This window comes from Sphingopyxis bauzanensis, assembly GCF_002205675.1.
Classification (GTDB): domain Bacteria; phylum Pseudomonadota; class Alphaproteobacteria; order Sphingomonadales; family Sphingomonadaceae; genus Sphingopyxis; species Sphingopyxis bauzanensis.
This window is the reverse complement of the sequence record NZ_NISK01000005.1, coordinates 58,263-77,680: the sequence shown is the minus strand read 5'-3', so window position 1 is coordinate 77,680 and position 19,418 is coordinate 58,263. Positions and strand designations below refer to the sequence as shown.

15 protein-coding genes and 1 pseudogene are annotated in these 19,418 nt (G+C 62.8%); 3 read left to right on the top strand and 13 right to left on the bottom strand.

Annotated elements, in window-relative coordinates; translation table 11 throughout:
- The first annotated feature begins 289 nt into the window (after window positions 1-289).
- On the top strand, window positions 290-3,460 hold the full coding sequence (locus tag CDQ92_RS18715; RefSeq protein ID WP_088443600.1) for a TonB-dependent receptor domain-containing protein: 3,171 nt from the start codon (window positions 290-292) through the stop codon (window positions 3,458-3,460).
- A 78-nt stretch (window positions 3,461-3,538) separates the two neighbouring features.
- Here the strand turns inward: CDQ92_RS18715 and alr are convergent, their stop codons facing one another.
- Window positions 3,539-4,576 carry an alanine racemase gene (gene alr / locus CDQ92_RS18710; RefSeq protein WP_088443598.1) on the bottom strand — a complete coding sequence of 346 codons (1,038 nt, stop codon included), beginning with the start codon at window positions 4,574-4,576 and terminating at the stop codon, window positions 3,539-3,541.
- 45 nt (window positions 4,577-4,621) lie between these two features.
- Window positions 4,622-6,256, bottom strand: coding sequence for an MFS transporter (locus tag CDQ92_RS18705; RefSeq protein ID WP_088443596.1), 1,635 nt, complete (start codon window positions 6,254-6,256; stop codon window positions 4,622-4,624).
- Between the two features lie 196 nt (window positions 6,257-6,452).
- On the opposite strand from CDQ92_RS18705, the gene CDQ92_RS18700 reads away from it, so the two are divergent.
- Window positions 6,453-7,220 (top strand): cyclase family protein, encoded by a 768-nt coding sequence (locus CDQ92_RS18700; protein ID WP_088443594.1) that lies wholly within the window; start codon window positions 6,453-6,455, stop codon window positions 7,218-7,220.
- Between the two features lie 122 nt (window positions 7,221-7,342).
- Here CDQ92_RS18700 and CDQ92_RS18695 read toward each other — a convergent pair whose 3' ends face one another.
- The 11 genes and pseudogenes from CDQ92_RS18695 to CDQ92_RS18645 all read right to left on the bottom strand — a co-directional run bounded on the left by CDQ92_RS18695 (window position 7,343) and on the right by CDQ92_RS18645 (window position 17,774).
- Window positions 7,343-7,750, bottom strand: coding sequence for an MAPEG family protein (locus CDQ92_RS18695; RefSeq protein WP_088443592.1), 408 nt, complete (start codon window positions 7,748-7,750; stop codon window positions 7,343-7,345).
- A 64-nt stretch (window positions 7,751-7,814) separates the two neighbouring features.
- A complete protein-coding gene (locus CDQ92_RS18690; RefSeq protein WP_088443590.1) occupies window positions 7,815-8,822 on the bottom strand; it encodes an alpha/beta hydrolase in 1,008 nt (335 codons plus the stop codon).
- A 67-nt stretch (window positions 8,823-8,889) separates the two neighbouring features.
- A pseudogene (locus CDQ92_RS18685) lies at window positions 8,890-9,033 on the bottom strand (tRNA-binding protein); the annotation flags it as partial.
- A gap of 84 nt (window positions 9,034-9,117) precedes the next feature.
- Window positions 9,118-11,124 (bottom strand): acetyl-CoA carboxylase biotin carboxylase subunit, encoded by a 2,007-nt coding sequence (locus CDQ92_RS18680; protein WP_088443588.1) that lies wholly within the window; start codon window positions 11,122-11,124, stop codon window positions 9,118-9,120.
- Window positions 11,124-11,516, bottom strand: a complete 393-nt coding sequence (locus CDQ92_RS18675) for a lysozyme inhibitor LprI family protein (RefSeq protein WP_229667608.1) — start codon at window positions 11,514-11,516, stop codon at window positions 11,124-11,126. Before CDQ92_RS18675 ends, CDQ92_RS18680 begins: the two co-directional genes overlap by 1 nt.
- Window positions 11,513-12,574, bottom strand: a complete 1,062-nt coding sequence (gene bioB, locus CDQ92_RS18670; protein ID WP_229667609.1) for a biotin synthase BioB — start codon at window positions 12,572-12,574, stop codon at window positions 11,513-11,515. Before bioB ends, CDQ92_RS18675 begins: the two co-directional genes overlap by 4 nt.
- A 47-nt stretch (window positions 12,575-12,621) precedes the next feature.
- Window positions 12,622-14,769, bottom strand: coding sequence for a methylmalonyl-CoA mutase (gene scpA, locus CDQ92_RS18665; RefSeq protein WP_088443780.1), 2,148 nt, complete (start codon window positions 14,767-14,769; stop codon window positions 12,622-12,624).
- An 11-nt stretch (window positions 14,770-14,780) separates the two neighbouring features.
- The gene (locus tag CDQ92_RS18660) at window positions 14,781-15,395 is read right to left on the bottom strand and encodes a glutathione S-transferase family protein (protein ID WP_088443586.1); all 615 of its coding nucleotides are present in this window, start codon (window positions 15,393-15,395) and stop codon (window positions 14,781-14,783) included.
- Complete coding sequence (mce, locus tag CDQ92_RS18655) at window positions 15,392-15,835, bottom strand: methylmalonyl-CoA epimerase (RefSeq protein WP_088443584.1); 444 nt, start codon at window positions 15,833-15,835, stop codon at window positions 15,392-15,394. The genes CDQ92_RS18660 and mce overlap by 4 nt, the downstream gene beginning before the upstream one ends.
- Window positions 15,832-16,209: a hypothetical protein gene (locus tag CDQ92_RS18650; RefSeq protein WP_088443582.1), complete on the bottom strand. Its 378-nt coding sequence runs from the start codon at window positions 16,207-16,209 to the stop codon at window positions 15,832-15,834. The genes mce and CDQ92_RS18650 overlap by 4 nt, the downstream gene beginning before the upstream one ends.
- Window positions 16,210-16,241: 32 nt before the next feature.
- On the bottom strand, window positions 16,242-17,774 hold the full coding sequence (locus CDQ92_RS18645; RefSeq protein ID WP_088443580.1) for an acyl-CoA carboxylase subunit beta: 1,533 nt from the start codon (window positions 17,772-17,774) through the stop codon (window positions 16,242-16,244).
- 212 nt (window positions 17,775-17,986) lie between these two features.
- Here CDQ92_RS18645 and CDQ92_RS18640 point away from each other — a divergent pair, with 212 nt between their 5' ends.
- Window positions 17,987-19,396, top strand: coding sequence for a helix-turn-helix domain-containing protein (locus CDQ92_RS18640; protein ID WP_088443578.1), 1,410 nt, complete (start codon window positions 17,987-17,989; stop codon window positions 19,394-19,396).
- The last annotated feature ends 22 nt before the right edge of the window (window positions 19,397-19,418 follow it).

Here is a 19,418-nt window from a genome sequence, read left to right as displayed (position 1 = left end):
CGACTCACTCCCCGTTAAGCAAGATCGTTTCCTGCGAAACCGATTGGTCGACATAAACGAAGCTACGCATTGGTCACAACAAGCTGTTCATTGCACAGTTCGACCAAATGCGCCGTAAGACTGATCGCCCCCGCATTCGCGCAGGCTTGTTGCAAAAATGGCACAGCGGCCGATGGTATGCGCCCCAGTGTAAGATTTCTGCCATCAATCCCTTGTGCGGTTGTCATTTTCGCGCTTTCTAGTCACCAAGCCGTCCTGCTTTGTCGGACGGGCAACCGGGGAGTATATAATGACCAAGTCGCACCTACTTATGGGTGTCGCTGCGTTTGCAGTGACCGCGTCTGTAAGCCAGCCAGCCTTCGCTCAACAAGTCGAGGAATCGGTCGACGCAACGGCAGCGCCCGACGATGCGGATCGCGATACGATTGTTGTCACCGGCTCGCGTATTGCGCGCCCCAATCTTGAATCTAGCGTGCCGCTGACCAGCGTGCCCGTGGGCGACTTGACTGACCGCGGCGACATCCAGCTTGGCGATGCGCTGAACGAACTCCCAGCGCTGCGCGCGACATTTAGCCAGGCGAACTCGACCCGCTTCATCGGCACCGCTGGCATCAACTTGCTCGACCTTCGTGGCCTGGGCACCGAGCGGACGCTGGTTCTGGTCAATGGTCGGAGGCATGTGACGTCTTCACCGGGCTCGTATGACGTCGATACCAATACCATCCCAGTGGACCTGCTTGAGCGCGTTGACGTCATCACCGGCGGCAATTCGGCGATTTACGGCTCAGACGCGGTCGCTGGCGTCGTCAACTTCGTTACAAAGCGCGACTTTGATGGGATCAAGCTGCGCGGCCAGGGTGGCACATCGACCTATGGGGATCGCGGTTCCTATTTCATCTCGGGCATTGCCGGCAAAAACTTCATGGACGGACGGGCAAACATCGCCTTCGCTGGTGAATATGCACGTGCCAACGCCGTTTTCTTCTCGGATCGCGATTATCTGGGCGCGCAGACCGGCGTCGGCCCCGCGGGTTTTGAGGTCGTTGAGCCGACATTTCGTTTGGTCAATGGCGTCCCGGTTGCGGTTCCGAATCGCAACGACAATGGTATTCCCAATACGCGCTTCCTGCCGTCCGGTTTCACCTTCAACACCGTGTCGCTTGGCGGCATGGTCCTGACGACCTGCCCGGCACCCGTAGCAGGTAACGCAGCACGCGTCGCTGCAGTCTGCACGGGCGAGCTGTCGCCCACGTCGGGCGGCCGCTTCTCCTACAATTATGCTTTCCAACCGGACGGCACTCTGCTTCGTAACGGGCCTGAAAACGGACTGGTCGACAATCGCGGAGCAGGTGGTTCAGCACTGTTTGGCTTGGGCGCTTCGGGTCTTGAGGACGCAATGCTTCTGCCGGGCATCGAGCGAATGGCAGGCAATCTGCTGTTTCATGTCGAGATTTCGCCGGCTTTCGTTCCATTCGTCGAGGCAAAATATGTCCACATCAATGCGACGCAGCAGTCGACCCAGCCGACTTTCATCGCAAGCGCGCTGAACCCGATCTTTTCGATCAACAATCCGTTCTTGACGCCCCAGGCGCGCGCCACGCTGGTTAACATCCTCGCGCCAGGTGCTACGACGTTCCAAATGCAGCGCTTCAACAATGACCTCGGTACCCGGGCCGAGGATCACAAGCGTGAAACCTATCGCGTCGTCGCCGGTGTTCGCGGCGATATCGGCACCAGCTCCAATCTCAGCTATGAAGTCGCGCTCAACTTTGGGCGGTCCGAAACCTACTATGAAACCGGCGGCAACGTCGATGTCGCGAAGTTTAACCGGGCGACCAATGCCGTTCTCAGCGGAGGCCAAATCGTGTGCGCGGTGAATGCGGACGCGAATGCGGCGAATGACGATCCGTCCTGCGTCCCGCTGAACCCGTTCGGCTTTGGCGCTCCATCACAGGCAGCGAAGGATTATGTGCTCTACACGTCCTCGCGCGAACAGTGGGCAGAGCAGCTTAACGCCGTTGCGTTTATCACGGGCAACACCGGAACCTTCCTCAATCTGCCGGGCGGTCCGGTCGGTTTTGCGCTCGGCGGCGAATATCGAAAGGAGAAGGCATATTCGGCCTTCGATCCCTTCACCCGTTCTGGCGCAACCTTCCTCAATTCGAACGACATCTTTGATCCGCCCTCGATCGAGATCAAGGAAGCATTCGGCGAAGTACGCATTCCGCTGTTGAGCGATATGCCTTTCGCAAATGAACTGACATTGGAGGGTGCGGCTCGCTATTCCGACTATGGCGGTAACACCGGCGGCGTCTGGGCGTACAATGTCGGGGGCATCTGGTCGCCGGTGCCGGACATCCGCATTCGTGCTGGCTATGCTCGTTCTGTTCGTGCACCAAATCTGGGCAATCTGTTTGCTACGCGCGCCGAAACCTTTGCCAACGGGCTCGTCGATCCGTGCAGCCAGACGGTCATTAATCAAGACCCGAACCGTGCGCGCAACTGCGCGGCAGCGGGCATTCCGACAACTATGGTGGTCGATGGCAACACCATTCCGTGGGTTAATACGCCGGCGTCTGGCGTGTCGGGATTCAACCAAGGCAATCCCAGTCTTGTCCCCGAAGTCGGCAAGAGCCTGACGGTTGGCGCAGTGTTCCAGCCGAGCTTTGTACCCGGCTTCGCGCTTACGGTTGACTATTACCGAATCAAAATCAGCAACGTCATCCAAGGGCTGACCGGGCAGGCGATCATCAACCGCTGCTATGACGATCCCGTCGGGCTTGATAACCCCTTCTGTGATGCGGTCTTCCGCCGTACCGATGCCGATCCTTTGGTCAATTTCACCTTTGACGGACAGGGGAACCGCACTTTCACGGGTCAGCCGACCCTAAACTTCCCTGTCCTCGGCCCGGCGTTCCTTAACCAGCCGTTCAACTTTGCGGCACGGGAAGCGGAAGGCATCGACTTTGACGTCTCTTATCGTCGTCAGTTCGACAATGGCGTCACGATGAATCTGCGGGGTGTTGCGACCTACAACATGAAGCGTGAAGACTTCTCGTTCATCACCGCACCCGAGCGTTCGACGCGTATCCACGGAACGCTTGGTGACCCGATTTGGGCGGCGAACTTCAACGCGAATGTTGATTTCGGCTCGATCGATATCGGCTATTCAGCCCGCTACATCGGGAAGCAGTCCGTTGATGCTTGGGAAACCCAACACTCGCATCAGGGACGCGCACCGACGAACCCGGATGCATTCCCGTTCAAGAAGTATCCGGACCGCCTCTATCACGCGTTCCGCGTGGGCTTTGAGCCGATCGACAAGTATCGCTTCTACTTCGGCGTTGACAATGTGTTCAACACGCGCCCCCCGTTTGACACAACGGGGACCGGTGCCGGCAGCGGCATCTTCCCGGTTCAGGGTCGCTTCTTCTACGCAGGCTTTGAGGCTTCGCTCTAAGCCTAGACCACCGGAATAATCGGAGGCCGTCGAAAGGCGGCCTCCCGTTTTCCCAAAAATCAGAAATGTCGCTACGTGTTAGCGCTCGAACCGCTTCCCCAACCCCGTCAGCAGTTCATATTGTGACAGGCCACTCTGCGCCGAAACCGTCAGCAGCTCATAATCGAGGCTGAGCCAATCGCCCTCGCCTATCCCAACCGCTTCGCTGGCATCGAATGCCGTCAAATCCATCGACACGCGGCCGACAAGCGGCAGCGCCTGCCCCTGCCATGTTCCACCACCGCTGCCCGCGTGGCAGCGCCGATAGCCGTCGGCATAGCCCAAATTGACCACCGCGATGCGGCTGTCGCGCGAAGCGGTCCACGACGCGCCATAACCGACCGTCTCGCCCGCCGGCACCGCTCGCACTTGCAGCACGCGCGCTTCGGGAAAAGCGACCTGCTGGATATGACCCCGCGCCTCGCCGCGCGGCGTCCCGCCGTAAAGCGCAATGCCGGGCCGCGTCAGGTCGAACGCAAAGTCGGAGCCGAGGCAAATACCCGCGCTGTTCGCAAGGCTGTAGCGCCGCGCCGGGATTTGCTCGCGGATTGCGCGAAACGCCGCGAGTTGCCGCACATTCTGGTCGCTGTCCTCATCGGCCGACGCGAGATGGCTGTGCAGCGTTTCAATCGTCAGCCCATTGAGCGCGCCGCTCAGCGCCTCCTCGACGCGTAGCCCCAGCCGGTTCATGCCGGTATCGATCATCACGTCGCACGGCCGCCCCTCGCCCGCCTCGCGCCAGCGCCGCACCTGTTCGACGCTGTTGAGCACCGGGCGCGCTGGAAGCAGCCGCGCGGCGACCATGTCGCTCTCGCCTACCCCGTGCAGGACCGATAGCGACACGCCCGCGGGGAGCGGCATCAGCGCTACTGCCTCGGCCCATGTCGCAACAAAAAAGTCGCAGCATCCAGCGGCCGACAGATGCCGCATCACAGCGCTCGCGCCGAGACCATAGCCATCGGCCTTGAGCGCCGCACCGCACGCCGCCGCGCCGCTTTGCCGCGCCAGCCAGCGCCAGTTGGCAACGAGCGCTTCAGACGAAAGGCGCAGGCGGAGCGGTGACGGCACGGCGATCATGGCTGTGCCCCTATACGGGTTCGCGGACGCCGCCAATGGGGTCGATCAGGCCGCGGGCGGCGCGCCGGACGATGCCTTGTCCCACTGCCCCTCGACCGGATCCTTGAGCATGAACGCGGTGACGAGGAAAGCGAGCAGCACGACGAACCATGTGTACCACAGCCCCGAATAGGCATCGCCGGTCTTGGCGATGATGAAGCTCGCGATCAGCGGCAGGAAACCACCGAAATAGCCGGTACCGATATGATAGGGGATCGACAGCGACGAATAGCGGACGTGCGGCGGGAACATCTCCGACAACAGCGCCGCAACGGGGCCATAGGTGAAACCCGACAGCGCGCTGAGCCCGAGCAGCGCGAGGAAGATGACCGCAATGCTGCCCCAGCCGGGGAACTGTTTGGCAAAATCATAGCCGCTTGCTTCCAGCGCAGGCTGGAGCAACGCCGGATCCTCGCTCGCGACCTCGCGGTCGCCGATGCGGATCGTGACGCTGTCGAACCCGCTATCGGTCGCGGTGACGGTGTAAGGCACACCCAGCCTAGTGAGTTCGCCCAGCGTCTTGCCACACGCCGTTTCCTGCTGCTGCGCAAAGGGATCGAAATCGCACCGCGACCCGCTGACCATCACCGGCGCGCGCTCGGCGGCGGCCTGAAGCGACGGGTTGGCGACGCTGCCCATCCACCAGAATAGCGGGAACAGCAGCACCAGCGTTACGCCATAACCCCAGACGATCGGCTTTTTGCGCCCGACACGGTCGGACAAATGCCCGGCCCAGATGAAAAAGCCCATGCCCACCGCCGCGGCAACGCCGACGATAATTTCTGCGGCGGTATCCTCGACCTTCATCGGACCTTTCAGGAACGACAGGCCAGAGAACATCGCGGTGTACCAGATGACGGTCAGGCCCGCGGCGATGCCGAACAGGGCGATAAAGATCCGCCGCGGGTTACCCGGATAGGTGAAGCTTTCCTTCAGCGGGTTTTTCGCCAGCTCGCCCTGCGCCTTCATGGCCTGGAAAACCGGGCTTTCGGACAGCTTGAGCCGCATCCACAGCGAGATCGCGAGCAGGATCAGCGACAGCAGGAACGGGACGCGCCAGCCCCAGCTTTGCCACACGGCATCGGGCATCAGCGCCTTGCACCCCAGAACAACGATCAGGCTGAGCACAAAGCCGCCGACGACGCTCGCCTGGATGAAGCTGGTATAGAAGCCGCGCTTTCCGGGCGGCGAATGTTCGGCGACATACACTGCCGCGCCGCCATATTCGCCGCCGAGCGCCAGCCCCTGCAACACGCGCAGCAGGATGACGATGATCGGCGCCGCAATACCGATCGTCGCCGCCGACGGGATCATGCCGACCCCCGCGGTGGCAATGCCCATCAATGTGACGGTGACGAGGAAGGTATATTTGCGCCCCAGCCTGTCGCCGAGAAAACCGAACAACACCGCGCCGAGCGGGCGAAACCCGAAGCCGACGGCGAACCCCGCCCACACGAGCAGCGTTTCGAGTGTCGCATTATCGCTGGGGAAAAACGCCCTGCCGATGATCGCGGCGAGGGTGCCGTAAATGAAGAAATCATACCATTCGAACACCGTCCCCGCCGACGAGGCGGCGATGACCATGCGGATTTCTTTTTGCGTCGGTTCGTAAGCGGCGCCCGCAACACTGGCTTCGGTCATATAATTCTGGCTCCCCCACCCGTTCGGGCTTCTTTCCTTTCCGTTCGCATCGAGCGAAGTCGAGATGCCTCGCGCGCATGGACGACCCAGGCTGTCTCGACTTCACTCGACACGAATGGTTACGCTACGTCTAGTTGTGTCACGCCGCCGCGCAAGTCTTCTTGGCGTGGCAGCAATCCGGTGGCAGACTGCGCAAATGCAGTTCATCGACCTGTCGATCCCGATCACCAATGACGTCATCTCCGACCCGCCGGTGATGCGCCCCAACATCACCTATATGACCCATGAAAATACGTGGGAACAGATCGCGATGTTCTTCCCCGGACTGACGCGCGAAGACCTGCCCGATGGCGAAGGCTGGGCGGTCGAGATGCTCTCGCTCAGCACCCACAATGGCACGCATATGGATGCGCCCTGGCATTATCATTCGACCACCGACAGCGGCACGACCCCGGCGCCGAGCATCGATGAAGCGCCGCTCGACCTCTTCTTTCGTCCGGGGGTGAAACTCGACTTCTCCGACCGTCCGCATGGCCATGTCGTCAGCGGGGCCGAGGTCGAGGCCGAACTCGCGCGCCTCGGTCACGACCTGCAACCGCTCGACATCGTGCTCGTCCAGTCGGGCGCGATGTACGGCTCCGACAATTTCACCGATCAGGGCTGCGGCATGGGCGCCGATGCGACGCTGTATCTGACGGAGCGCGGCGTCCAGGTCGTCGGCACCGACGCGTGGAGCTGGGACGCGCCGTTCAGCCACACCGCACGGCGCTGGGCCGAAACGCGCGACCCGTCAATCATCTGGGAGGGGCATAAGGCGGGGCGGATCCGGCCCTATTACCAGATCGAAAAGCTCACCAACCTGTCGGCCATCCCGGCCACGGGTTTCACCTTCAGCTGCTTTCCGGTGAAGATCGAACGCGCCAGCGCGGGGTGGATTAGGGCGGTGGCGTTGGTCGAGGATTGAGGTTCAGGCGACTTTTACGCCACATTGAACGATTGAAATCGACTGGCGTCGGCATCCAGCTTCCCCTCCCTAAGAAGGAGGGAAATCTGTCGATTCCGCCCCAAAGCCGCCTTCAAATTCGATTACAAATTCACAGTCGCCAGCATCCATAACGTCCACGCGCCCAGCACCAACAGCGTGACCCATGTCGCCATCACCCCGATCTGGCGCGGCACCGGCGCCTTGCCGGGCTCACTCGGCGCGTGCAGCCCGGCGATATGCGCGACGCGGCCGATCAAGAACAGTGCCCCGATGACCATCAGTGCCATATGATTGGCGCGCGCGGTTTCCAGCAGGCCGAGCAAGATGACGACGATCGGCGCATGTTCGGCCAGATTGCCGTGGCTGCGGCTGGCAGCGATAAGCTTCGCATCGCCATGATCGCCGAACGCGGCCTTGAGACGCAGGCGCTGGCGTACCGTCAGCATCGCGGTGAACAGCAGCAACAGCGCGCACACGGCGCCGACAAAGGCGGTTACTGGCAAAGTCATGATCTATCTCCCCCCAATTTGGTCTGATCCCGCAGCCTAGCGGGTCATTCGGTGCTTGGCACCGTCATTCGTTGGCGCTGGCGCCGAGATTGGCTTCTAGGAATGCCAGGATGCGGGTTTCAACGGGAATGCGGCTGACGTTGGCGCCCAGGCTGACCGCACCCATCGGATAGAAATGGCCGAAGCCGGGCACCCACGCAGCTTCGGCGGCGATGCCTTTGGCCGTCAGCGCCGCAATGGCAATCCGGGTTCCCGACTGGATGCCCTCCAGATCATTCTGAGCGACGAAGAAGAGCGCAGGCGGCATCCCCGGCTGCACGGTCTCGAACAGGTTATACCCGCTGACACCCCCCGACAGGGCAAAAACCGCCTTGACCGGCGCGCCGATCCCATAAGCGGTGTTGAGCGCCGTGATCGCGCCCGCCGAAAAGCCGCCGAGTGCGATCCGGTCGGCATCGATCCCGAAATCGCGCGCGCGGCTGCGGACAAATCCGGTCGCCATCGCCAAATCGTCGGCGGCGCCAAGGATGCTGCGCCAATATTGCTCGCGCGAGCCGTCGTCGAGCGGCGGCAAGCCCATGCGCTGGCGCACGATTTCGATACGCGCGAGCGCGGCGGGCGACAAATTTACCGCCTTGGGCACCAGCTTCGCTTCGTCGATCGATTTCGCGAGGCCCGGATCTTCTTGCGTCAGCCGATATTCGATCGAGAAGCAGACATAACCGCTGCGCGCAAAGGTCCGGCAGTAATCGGCCATCGAACTGTCCTGCGCACCATCCTCGGTAAAGCGTTCCTCGCGCTTGCTGCCGCGATGAAAGGCGCCACCAAACGTCATGATGACGGCGGGACGGTTCGCAAGCGGCTTGCCGTCGGCGACCGGACGATAGACATCGAGCAACAAGTCGCGAGTCCGCGGCCGATCGCGCGACGCTTCGATACCCGCGCGGCCATAAACGAGATCGCGCGTCAGCCGCACGTCATAGTCGCCCGGCTCTGCGGCCGCGGCGACCGCCGATACGGGTGGAAGCATTGCGCAGGCCGCCGCAGCAAAAACGGCTTTCAGCATGATCATCGTCCCCTCCTCTGTTTCTTTGCGCCAGCCTAGCGGCGAAAGGAGCGGGAGCAAGCCGGGAGCAAGTTCAGAACAGGCGCGATCCGGTGGGGACCGGAACGTCGGGTGCAAACAGGATCACCGCGCCGGTCGCGTCGTAAAAACCCAGCGTCAGCACTTCGGACAGATACGTGCCCATCTGGCGCGGCGGAAAACAGACCACTGCGGCCAGGGAATACGATACCCCCGGGTCGATGCCGCACGGCGACCCGGTACAATCTCGACATTCAGCGCGTCAGCGCCAGCCCTGTCCGCGTCATTCCATCTCCAGAATGACCGCGTCGACGGCCAGGCTGTCGCCCTGCGCCGCGTTGACGCTCTTCACCGTCCCCGATTTTTCGGCGCGCAGGATATTCTCCATCTTCATCGCCTCGACCGTCGCCAGCGGCTGCCCCGCCTCGACTTTTTCGCCTTCGCCCACATGCAGTGCGACGAGCAGCCCCGGCATCGGGCAGATCAGGAATTTCGACAGGTCCGGCGGGATCTTCTCAATCATATGCCGGGTCAGCGGCGCCACATGCCACGGCAGCACACGCACGTCATGAATGCGCCCGCGCGTTGTCATGCGCCAGCCGGCGCGCGTCTTCGCGACCTTGACCGCCAGTTCGCTGCCGTCGATCTCGGCAATCACCAGCCGGTCGCCCGGAGTATATTCCAGCGCGATGTCGAGCTTGTCGCCGTCGACCTTGATATGCTTGTGGCCGAGCTTCACCTTATGCTCCACGCCGCCAACGGTGACCTGCCACTTGGCGGGCGGATCGAGCCGGTCGCCGAGCTGGCCGTCGGTGCGGCGCGCGCGGTCGGCCTCGGCGCACGCCATGAAGCCCGCAATCGCCGCGAGCGCGCGGACGATATGATCCTCGGTCGCGGCGCCGTGGAACCCGTCGGGATATTCCTCTGCGATAAAGCCCGTGGTCAGCTCGCCAGAGCGAAAGCGCGGGTGCTGCATGATCGCCGACACGAAATCGATATTATGGCCGAGTCCCTCGATCTCGAACCGGTCGAGCGCCGCGATCTGCTTGTCCGCAGCTTCGTCGCGCGTTGCGCCCCACGTCACCAGCTTGGCGATCATCGGGTCGTAAAAGATCGACACCTCGCCGCCTTCCTCGACCCCGGCATCGACGCGCACGCCATCCTCGCCTCTTTCGTTGCCCGCCCATGCCGGAACCGGCGTGCGATAGCGCACGAGCCGTCCGGTCGAGGGCAGGAAGCCGCGATAGGGATCCTCGGCATAGACACGGTTCTCGATCGCCCAGCCATCGATGCTGATGTCGTCCTGCGTCATCTCCAACTTCTCGCCCGCGGCGACGCGGATCATCTGCTCGACCAGGTCGATGCCGGTGATCGCCTCGGTCACCGGATGCTCGACCTGCAGCCGCGTGTTCATTTCGAGGAAGTAGAAGCTCTCGCCCGTCGGGTCGGCGCCGCTGACGATCAGCTCGACCGTCCCCGCGCTGTAGTAACCGACCGCCTTCGACAGCGCGACGCACTGTTCGCCCATCGCTTTGCGCATCTTCTCGGTCACGAACGGCGACGGCGCTTCCTCGACCACCTTTTGGTGGCGGCGCTGGATCGAGCATTCGCGCTCGTTCAGATACAGCACATTGCCATGCTGGTCGCCGAGGATCTGGATTTCGATATGACGCGGGTTGAGGATGAATTTCTCGATGAATACGCGGTCATCGCCAAAGCTGTTCAGCCCTTCGCGCTTGGTCGCCTCGAACCCTTCGCGGACGTCCTTTTCGTCATAGGCCAGCCGCATGCCCTTGCCGCCGCCGCCCGCCGACGCCTTCATCATCACCGGATAGCCGATCTCGTTCGAAATCCGCACCGCATGTTCGGTATCGTCGATCTCGCCGACAAAACCCGGGACGACGTTGACCCCCGCTTCTTTCGCCAGCTTCTTCGACTCGATCTTGTCGCCCATCGCGGCAATCGCGTTCACCGGCGGACCGATGAAGGCGATATTTTCCTTCGCCAGCGCCTCGGCAAAGCTGGTGCGTTCGGAAAGGAAGCCATAGCCCGGATGCACCGCCTCGGCGCCCGTCGCCTTGCAAGCGGCGATAATCCTGTCGGCGACCAGATAGGATTCGGACGCGGGCGACGGCCCGATATGCACCGCCTCGTCGGCCATCTGCACGAACGGCGCCCGCGCATCGGCGTCCGAATAGACGGCGACGGTCGCGATGCCCATGCGCCGCGCGGTCTTTATGACGCGGCAAGCGATTTCGCCGCGGTTGGCGATCAGGATTTTCTTGAACATCAATATTCCTCGACAAGTGCCTGGAGTTCGGCGGTCCGCGCCTTGGTCAGTCGGGCCATGCAGCCGCTGTGCAGCATCGGCGCCATGCTCCCCCCGCGCGCCGCAAAGCCTTCGTTCAGACAATGCTGGTCGCGGTAGGTCAGCCAGGCGCGCTGCGCGGCGAGCAAGGCGTCATAATGGGTGGGCTGGGTATCGTAACGGCGGTCGATCATCTTGTCGCGCTCACGCATCGTCGCGGCGGTCAGCTTCCACTGCGCGTTGAGCGCAACATCGGCGACTTCATAATCCTTGCCCGCGCAATAGTTCATCTCGACCTGATAGCGCTGGTTATCGCAGTCGATCGATGGATCGTCTGCGGTCGCGGCAAGCAGCAGGAGCGCCGAGAATATCACTCCGCCGCCTCCATCTGCGCGCTCTGCCGCATCGGCTCTTCGCTCTCCATCGGCCGCAGCCCCAGCTTGGCAAACAACGCCGCATCCTTGCTGTCGCCCGCATTCGCCGTCGTCAGCAGCTTGTCGCCGGTGAAGATGCTGTTCGCGCCCGCCATGAAGCAGAGCGCCTGCGTCGCCTCGGACATGCTCTCGCGCCCCGCGCTGAGCCGCACCATGCTCAGCGGCATGGTGATGCGCGCGACGGCGACGGTGCGGACGAACTCGATATCGTCGATCTTGGCGAGCGGGGTGTCGGCCAGCATGTCGCCGAGCACGGTCCCCTTCACCGGCACCAGCGCGTTGATCGGCACGCTGCCCGGATGTTCGGGCAGGGTCGCGAGCGCGTGGATGAAGCCGACGCGGTCGGTGCGCGTCTCGCCCATGCCGACGATGCCGCCCGAACAGACGTTGATCCCGGCGCTGCGCACTTCTTCCAGCGTGTCGAGCCGTTCCTGAAAGGTCCGAGTCGTGATGACATTGCCGTAATTTTCCGGCGAGGTGTCGATGTTGTGGTTGTAATAATCGAGCCCCGCAACCGCCAGCGTCTGCGCCTGTTCCTTGCTGAGCATCCCCAGCGTCATGCAGGTTTCCATGCCCATCGCGCGCACGCCCTCGACCATCTCAACGATCGCGGGCATGTCGCGGTCCTTGGGGTTGCGCCACGCGGCGCCCATACAGAAGCGCTGCGATCCCGAATCCTTCGCCTGCGCCGCGGCTTGCAGGACCGCGCGGACGTCCATCAGCTTGGTCGCCTTCAGCCCGCTATCGGCGCTCTTCGACTGCGAGCAATAGCCGCAATCCTCGACGCAGCCGCCGGTCTTGATGCTGAGCAGGGTGCAGAGCTGGATTTCGCCGCGCGCGTGGTGGCGGCGGTGAACGCTTTGCGCTTCCCACATCAGTTCGTCGAACGGCAGGTCGAACAGCTCCGAGATTTCGTCGCGGGTCCAGTCAGTGCGCGCTTCTTGTGTGTTCCCCGGCGCAAGCCGGGGTTCAGGGCGGTCCAGAACCGCCGGTGCCATGTCGCTCTGGGCCCCGGCTTGCGCCGGGGAACGGGTCGTATTCAGGTTCACGCAGCTTCTCCAATCGGCGGCATATTATGCCCCAGCAAGCGCAGCACGTCGGCTGCACACTCCACAACATTCGACCCCGGCCCATAAATCCCCTGCACTCCCGCATCGCGCAGGAAATCATAGTCCTGCGGCGGGATCACCCCGCCTGCGATCACCTTGATGTCGGTGCGCCCGGCCTCGCGCAGTTTGTGGATAAGTTCGGGGATAAGTGTCTTGTGTCCCGCCGCCAGGCTCGAAGCGCCGACAACGTCGACGCCGCTGTCGAGCGCCAGCACTACCGTCTCGTCAGGGGTCTGGAACAGCGGTCCCGACACGATGTCGAACCCCATGTCTCCGAACGCCGATGCGATGACATTAGCGCCGCGATCATGGCCGTCCTGCCCCATCTTGGCGACGAGCAGCTTGGGTTTGCGACCGAGCCGCCGGGTGACCGCCTCGACCCCGTCCACCACCTGCGCCCAGCGCGTATCGCCCTCATAGGGCGCTGCATAGACACCCTTCACCGGGGTCGGCTGCGTGCCGTAACGGTCGAAGCTTTCCTCCATCGCTGACGAAATCTCGCCGAGCGTCGCGCGTGCGCGCGCCGCTTCGACCGCGAGCGCCAGCAGATTATTCTCGATGCTCGACGGCTTTGCCGCGCCTTCGCGCAGCGCCGTCAGCGCCGCCTGGCACGCCGCCTCGTCGCGTTCGGCCTTGGTCTTCCTGATCCGCGCAATCTGGCCTTCGCGCACCTTGGCGTTATCGACCTCCAGCGTTTCGAGCAGATCCTCGTCTTGCCTGCGATATTTGTTCACCCCGACGATCACATCGTCACCGCGATCGACGCGTGCTTGCCGCGCCGCCGCCGCGGTTTCGATCATCGCCTTGGGCCAGCCCGCTGCGACCGCCTTGGCCATGCCGCCTTCGGCCTGGACGCGGTCGATGATTTCCTGCGCCTTGTCGACCAGCTCCTGCGTCAGCGCCTCGACATAATAGGATCCGCCGAGCGGATCGACGACCTTGGTCATCCCCGTCTCTTCCTGGATCACGATCTGCGTGTTGCGCGCGATGCGCGCCGAGAAATCGGTCGGCAGCGCGATCGCCTCGTCGAGCGCGTTGGTGTGCAGCGACTGAGTACCGCCGAGCATCGCCGCCATCGCCTCGATCGTCGTGCGCATCACATTGTTGTATGGATCCTGCTCGGTCAGCGAGACGCCCGACGTCTGGCAATGCGTGCGCAGCATCTTCGACCGCTCGTCCTGCGCGCCCAATGTCGTCATCGCGCGATGCCACAGCACCCGCGCCGCGCGCAGCTTGGCAATTTCCATGAAGAAATTCATGCCGATCGCAAAAAAGAAGCTCAACCGTCCGGCGAACTTGTCGATGTCGAGCCCCGACGCGACGCCATATTTCACATATTCCATGCCGTCGGCGATGGTGAAGGCCAGCTCCTGCACCTGCGTCGCGCCGGCTTCCTGCATATGATAGCCCGAAATCGAGATGCTGTTGAACTTGGGCATCTCGCGCGACGTGTAACCAAAGATGTCGCTGATGATCCGCATGCTCGGCTCGGGCGGGTAGATGTAGGTGTTGCGAACCATGAACTCCTTCAGAATGTCGTTCTGGATGGTCCCGTCGAGCAGCTTGCGATCGACCCCCTGCTCCTCGCCCGCGACGATGAAGAACGCCAGGATCGGAATCACCGCGCCGTTCATCGTCATCGACACCGACATCTGGTCGAGCGGGATGCCGTCGAACAGGATCTTCATATCCTCGACGCTGTCGATCGCGACCCCCGCCTTGCCGACATCGCCGGTGACGCGCACATGGTCGCTGTCATAGCCGCGGTGGGTGGCGAGGTCGAACGCGACGCTGAGACCCTTTTGGCCGGCGGCGAGGTTGCGGCGATAGAAAGCGTTCGATTCCTCGGCGGTCGAAAAGCCCGCATATTGCCGGATCGTCCAAGGCCGCCCCGCATACATCGACGCGCGCACGCCGCGGGTAAAGGGCGCGAAACCGGGCAGGCCGGGGTCGGCGGTGACATCCTCCGCGGTATAGAGCGGCTTGACGTCGATCCCTTCGGCGGTGTGCCAGGTCAGGTCCTTGCCTTTGACTTCCTTGGCGGCGGCGGCGACCCATTGGTCGAGGGTGGGTTTGTCGGTCATGATCTTTGCTTTCAAGCCTTCGCGCTGGAGCGAGCCAACACACGGTCGTGCCATGCGCGCAAATGGGCGAGGTCTTCGGGGAGCGGAATGCCGATGAACGCGGCAAAATCGACGGTTGTGAGCAGCAGGATATCCGCCATGCTAAACGCATCACCCGCGAGCCATGGCGACGATCCAAGCGCCGCATCGCACATCGCAAACCCGTCGAGCGCGCGCGCGCGATTGCTCTCGCCATATTCGGGAAACCGCTGGATCGGCAGTCGTGCCGTAAACGGGTGGGTGTGGACCCATATCTTGCCGATCGGCTCCATCACCATCAGCTCGATGCGGCGAATCCACATTTCGATCGCGCCGATTTCGGCAGGCGTGGTGCCGAACAGCGGCGTGCCCGGATGCAGCGCCTCAAGATAGCGGCAGATCGCGACGCTTTCAGTGAGCACTGTCCCATCGTCGAGCTTCAGCGCCGGGGTCTGGCCGCGCGGGTTGATCGCGAGATATGCTGGCACCTTATGCTCCCCCGCGACAATGGAGATCGTCTCGCTCGGGAGGTCGATGCCCTTTTCGGCAGCGAAAATGCGAACGCGGCGTGGGTTGGGAGCGGGATTGGGAGTGTCGTAAAAGATCATCGGTGATCGCCCTTCGGCGTCTCCATAATCTCAGTCAGCACCCCGCCCATATCCTTGGGGTGCAGAAAAAAGATCAACGTCCCATGCGCCCCGATGCGCGGCTCACCCAGCACCCGCTTGCCCAGCGCCTCGAACGCCGCCTTGGCTGCGTGAATGTCGGGCACTTCGTAACACATATGATGCTGCCCCCCCGCCGGGTTCTTCTCCAAAAACCCCGCGATCGAGGTGTTGCCGTGCATCGGCTCGACCAGCTCGATCTGCGTCCCGTTCAGCGCCCCGTCGGCGCCGGGCGTATCGACAAAACACACCTTCACCCCCTGCTCGGGCAGGTCGAAGGGCTCGTGAATTTTCGCCGCGCCCATCACGTCGCGGTAAAAGACGATGCTATCGGCGATCGACGGCGTTGCGACACCGATGTGGTTGAGGCGGCCTAATTTCATTGCTCGTTCTCCCGTGCGGCTATCGCCTCTTCTGCGTTGTCGGCAGCAACAAAAAACGCACCTCCAAAAGCCATGACCAGCAATCCCATCCACATTGCCATCCATATCTCGCGAAAAGTCACCCTCCCGCGCCACAGCCCATTGGCAAGGGCGGCAAGCAGAAAAATTCCCAAGCCAATGACAATCGCTGCGAAAATGCGCATCTCACCAGGCATGCTCGGCGTTGGCTCGATGTAAGTCTTCGTGAAAAAGGACATGGCATATGGATCAAAGTCGGCGGCCTTCCACCACGCCAAGACGACCAAGGCCGGCATGAACACAGCGGCGATGAGAGTACGCGACAGTGCGGCAATGGGGTGGGTCGGGTTAGACATGACCCACCCAAGCCCTCGGCGAGCACCGACGCTCACAGCGGAATATTATCATGCTTCTTCCAAGGATTCTCGAGGCTCTTGTTCCGTAGCTTGCGCAGCCCCAGCGCAATCCGCTTGCGCGTATTATGCGGGTGAATAACCTCATCGATATACCCCCGCGACGCCGCCACAAACGGGTTCGCAAAACGGTCCTCATATTCCTTCGTGCGCTGCGCGATCTTTTCGGGGTCGCCGATGTCGCTGCGGAAGATGATCTCGACCGCGCCTTTCGCGCCCATCACGGCGATTTCGGCGGTCGGCCACGCATAGTTCAAATCGCCGCGCAGATGCTTTGACGCCATCACGTCGTAAGCGCCGCCATAGGCCTTGCGCGTGATCACCGTGATCTTCGGCACCGTCGCCTCGGCATAAGCGAAGAGCAGCTTCGCGCCATGCTTGATGATGCCGTTGAACTCCTGCGCGGTGCCGGGCAGGAAGCCGGGGACGTCGACGAAAGTGATGATCGGGATTTCGAACGCATCGCAGAAACGCACGAAACGCGCCGCCTTCTTCGACGAATTGATGTCGAGCACCCCCGCAAGCACCAGCGGCTGGTTCGCCACAATGCCGATCGTGCGCCCCTCGATGCGCCCGAAACCGCAGATGATATTGCCGGCATGCGCCGGCTGCACCTCGAAGAAATCGCCCTCGTCGACCGTCTTTCGGATCAACTCGTGCATGTCATAGGGCTGGTTGGCATTGGGCGGAATCAGCATGTCGAGGCTGGGCTCGGCGCGGTCGAACGGATCGCTCGTCGGGCGCACCGGCACCCCGCTGCGGTTGTTTTCGGGCAGGTAATCGAAGAAATCGCGCGTCGCGAGCAGCGCCTCGATGTCATTCTCGAACGCGATGTCGGCCACCGAGCTCTTGGTCGTGTGCGTGATCGCGCCGCCGAGTTCTTCCTGTGTCACCACCTCGTTGGTCACCGTCTTGACCACATCCGGGCCGGTGACGAACATATAGCTGCTGTCTTTGACCATGAAGATGAAGTCGGTCATCGCCGGGCTGTAAACCGCCCCGCCCGCGCACGGCCCCATGATCAGGCTGATCTGGGGCACCACCCCCGACGCCAGTACATTGCGCTGGAACACCTCGGCATAGCCGCCGAGCGACGCGACGCCCTCCTGAATGCGTGCGCCGCCGCTGTCGTTGATCCCGATGATCGGCGCGCCGACCTTCATCGCATTGTCCATGACTTTCATCATCTTCTGCGCGTGCCGCTCGGACAGCGACCCGCCAAAGACGGTGAAATCCTGGCTGAAGACATAGACGAGGCGGCCGTTGATCGTCCCCGATCCGGTGACGATGCCATCGCCGGGAATGATCTGGTCCTGCATCCCGAAATCGGTGCAATTATGCTCGACATAGGTGTCGAGCTCTTCGAACGAGCCCGCGTCGAGCAGCACGTCGAGCCGCTCGCGTGCCGTCAGCTTGCCCTTGCTGTGCTGCGCGTCGATGCGCTTTTGCCCGCCGCCCAAGGCAGCGGCGGCGCGGCGGCGTTCCATTTCGGCGATATTGGCGGACATTCGGCTCTCCCAACGCACTTCAAACTTTCGTCTGCCCGCTTAAGGCTCGCCAAGCAAATGCGAACTTGCAAAGTTGCAAAGTGATATTTTGCAAACTAGGACTGAATTCGAACCGTTCGTGCTGTGCGTCGAAGCGCCACTCTTTTTTCTTTGACGCCGCCAGAAGAACAGCCCTTCGACAAGCTCAGGGCGAACGGAGTGAAAGGCACGGCATGAACCGCAACCGCATCTTCGCAGGCGCACGCCTTAAAACCCTCCGCCAAGACCGCGGTATCAAGCAGGCCGAGTTCGCCGCCGCCCTCGCCATCTCCACATCCTACCTCAGCCAAATCGAGCATGACGACCGCCCGCTTACCCCGGCCTTGCTCGACCGCCTGCAAAAGCTGTTCCCGCTCGAATGGGAGGAAGTCGCCGCCGACGCGGGCGACCGCCGCGCGGGCGCGCTGCGCGAAGCCGCCGCCGACCCGCTGTTCGCCGCATCCCCCCTGCCCCCCGAACAGCTTGAACGCGCCGCTCTCCAACAGCCACAGCTCGCCGACCAGTTCGTCGCGCTCCACGCCGCCTATCGCCGCGCGGGGCAGCGTCTCCAGATCATCGACGAAGCACTGACCGGCGGCACCGCCGAGGGTAGCCGCCTGCCGTGGGAAGAGGTGCGCGACTGGTTTCACGACGCGGGCAATTATGTCGACAGCATCGACCGCGCCGCCGAGGCGCTGGCGGGGCAGCTGCGCGGCAAAGACCCGTCCCCGTCCATCGAGACGATCGAGCGGCGGCTGCGCGATGCGCTTGGCATTTCGATCGTCTATACCCAGACGCAAAGCCTGCGCGATTTCGACGCGACGATGCGCCATCTGGTGATCGATCCGTCGCAGCCAGCGGAAAGCCGCCGCTTTCAGCTGGCGCATCAATTGGCCGCGCTGGCACTGGCGCGCGAGATTGCGGCGGTGGTCGAGGCCAGTCCGCTCCGCACTGCCGCAGCCCGCCAACTCCTCCACGTCGGCCTCGCCAACTATGCCGCGGGCGCGGTGCTGATGCCTTACGCCCCCTTCCGCGCCAGCGCGCGCGCGGTGCGCCACGACATCGACCGGCTGCGGATGGACTATGGGGTCAGTTTCGAACAGGCCTGCCACCGCCTCTCGACCCTCCAGCGCCCCGGCGCGCGCGGAATTCCGATGTTTTTCTGCCGCGTCGACATGGCGGGCAATATCACCAAGCGGCACAGCGCAACGCGGCTGCAGTTCGCGCGTTTCGGCGGCGCCTGCCCCTTGTGGATCGTCCATGAAGCCGCCGCGATCCCTGACCGCATATTGTTCCAGCTCGCCGAAACGCCCGACGGGCTGCGCTATGTGTCGATGGCCAAGGGACTGGTGAAACCGTCGGGCAGCTATGCGCGCAGCCCGCGCCGCTATGCCGTCGCGCTGGGGTGCGAGGCGCAATATGCCGGGGACTTCGTCTATGCCGACGGGGTCGACGTCACCGCCCCGCAAGCCGCGACGCGCATCGGCCTGTCATGCCGCATCTGCCCGCGCGACGATTGCGACCAGCGCGCCTTTCCGCCGAGCGATCGGCCGATTTTGGTGGACCCGGATCGGCGTGATGTGGTGCCGTATCGGATAGGGTAATCTTATCCCCTCCCGCGAGCGG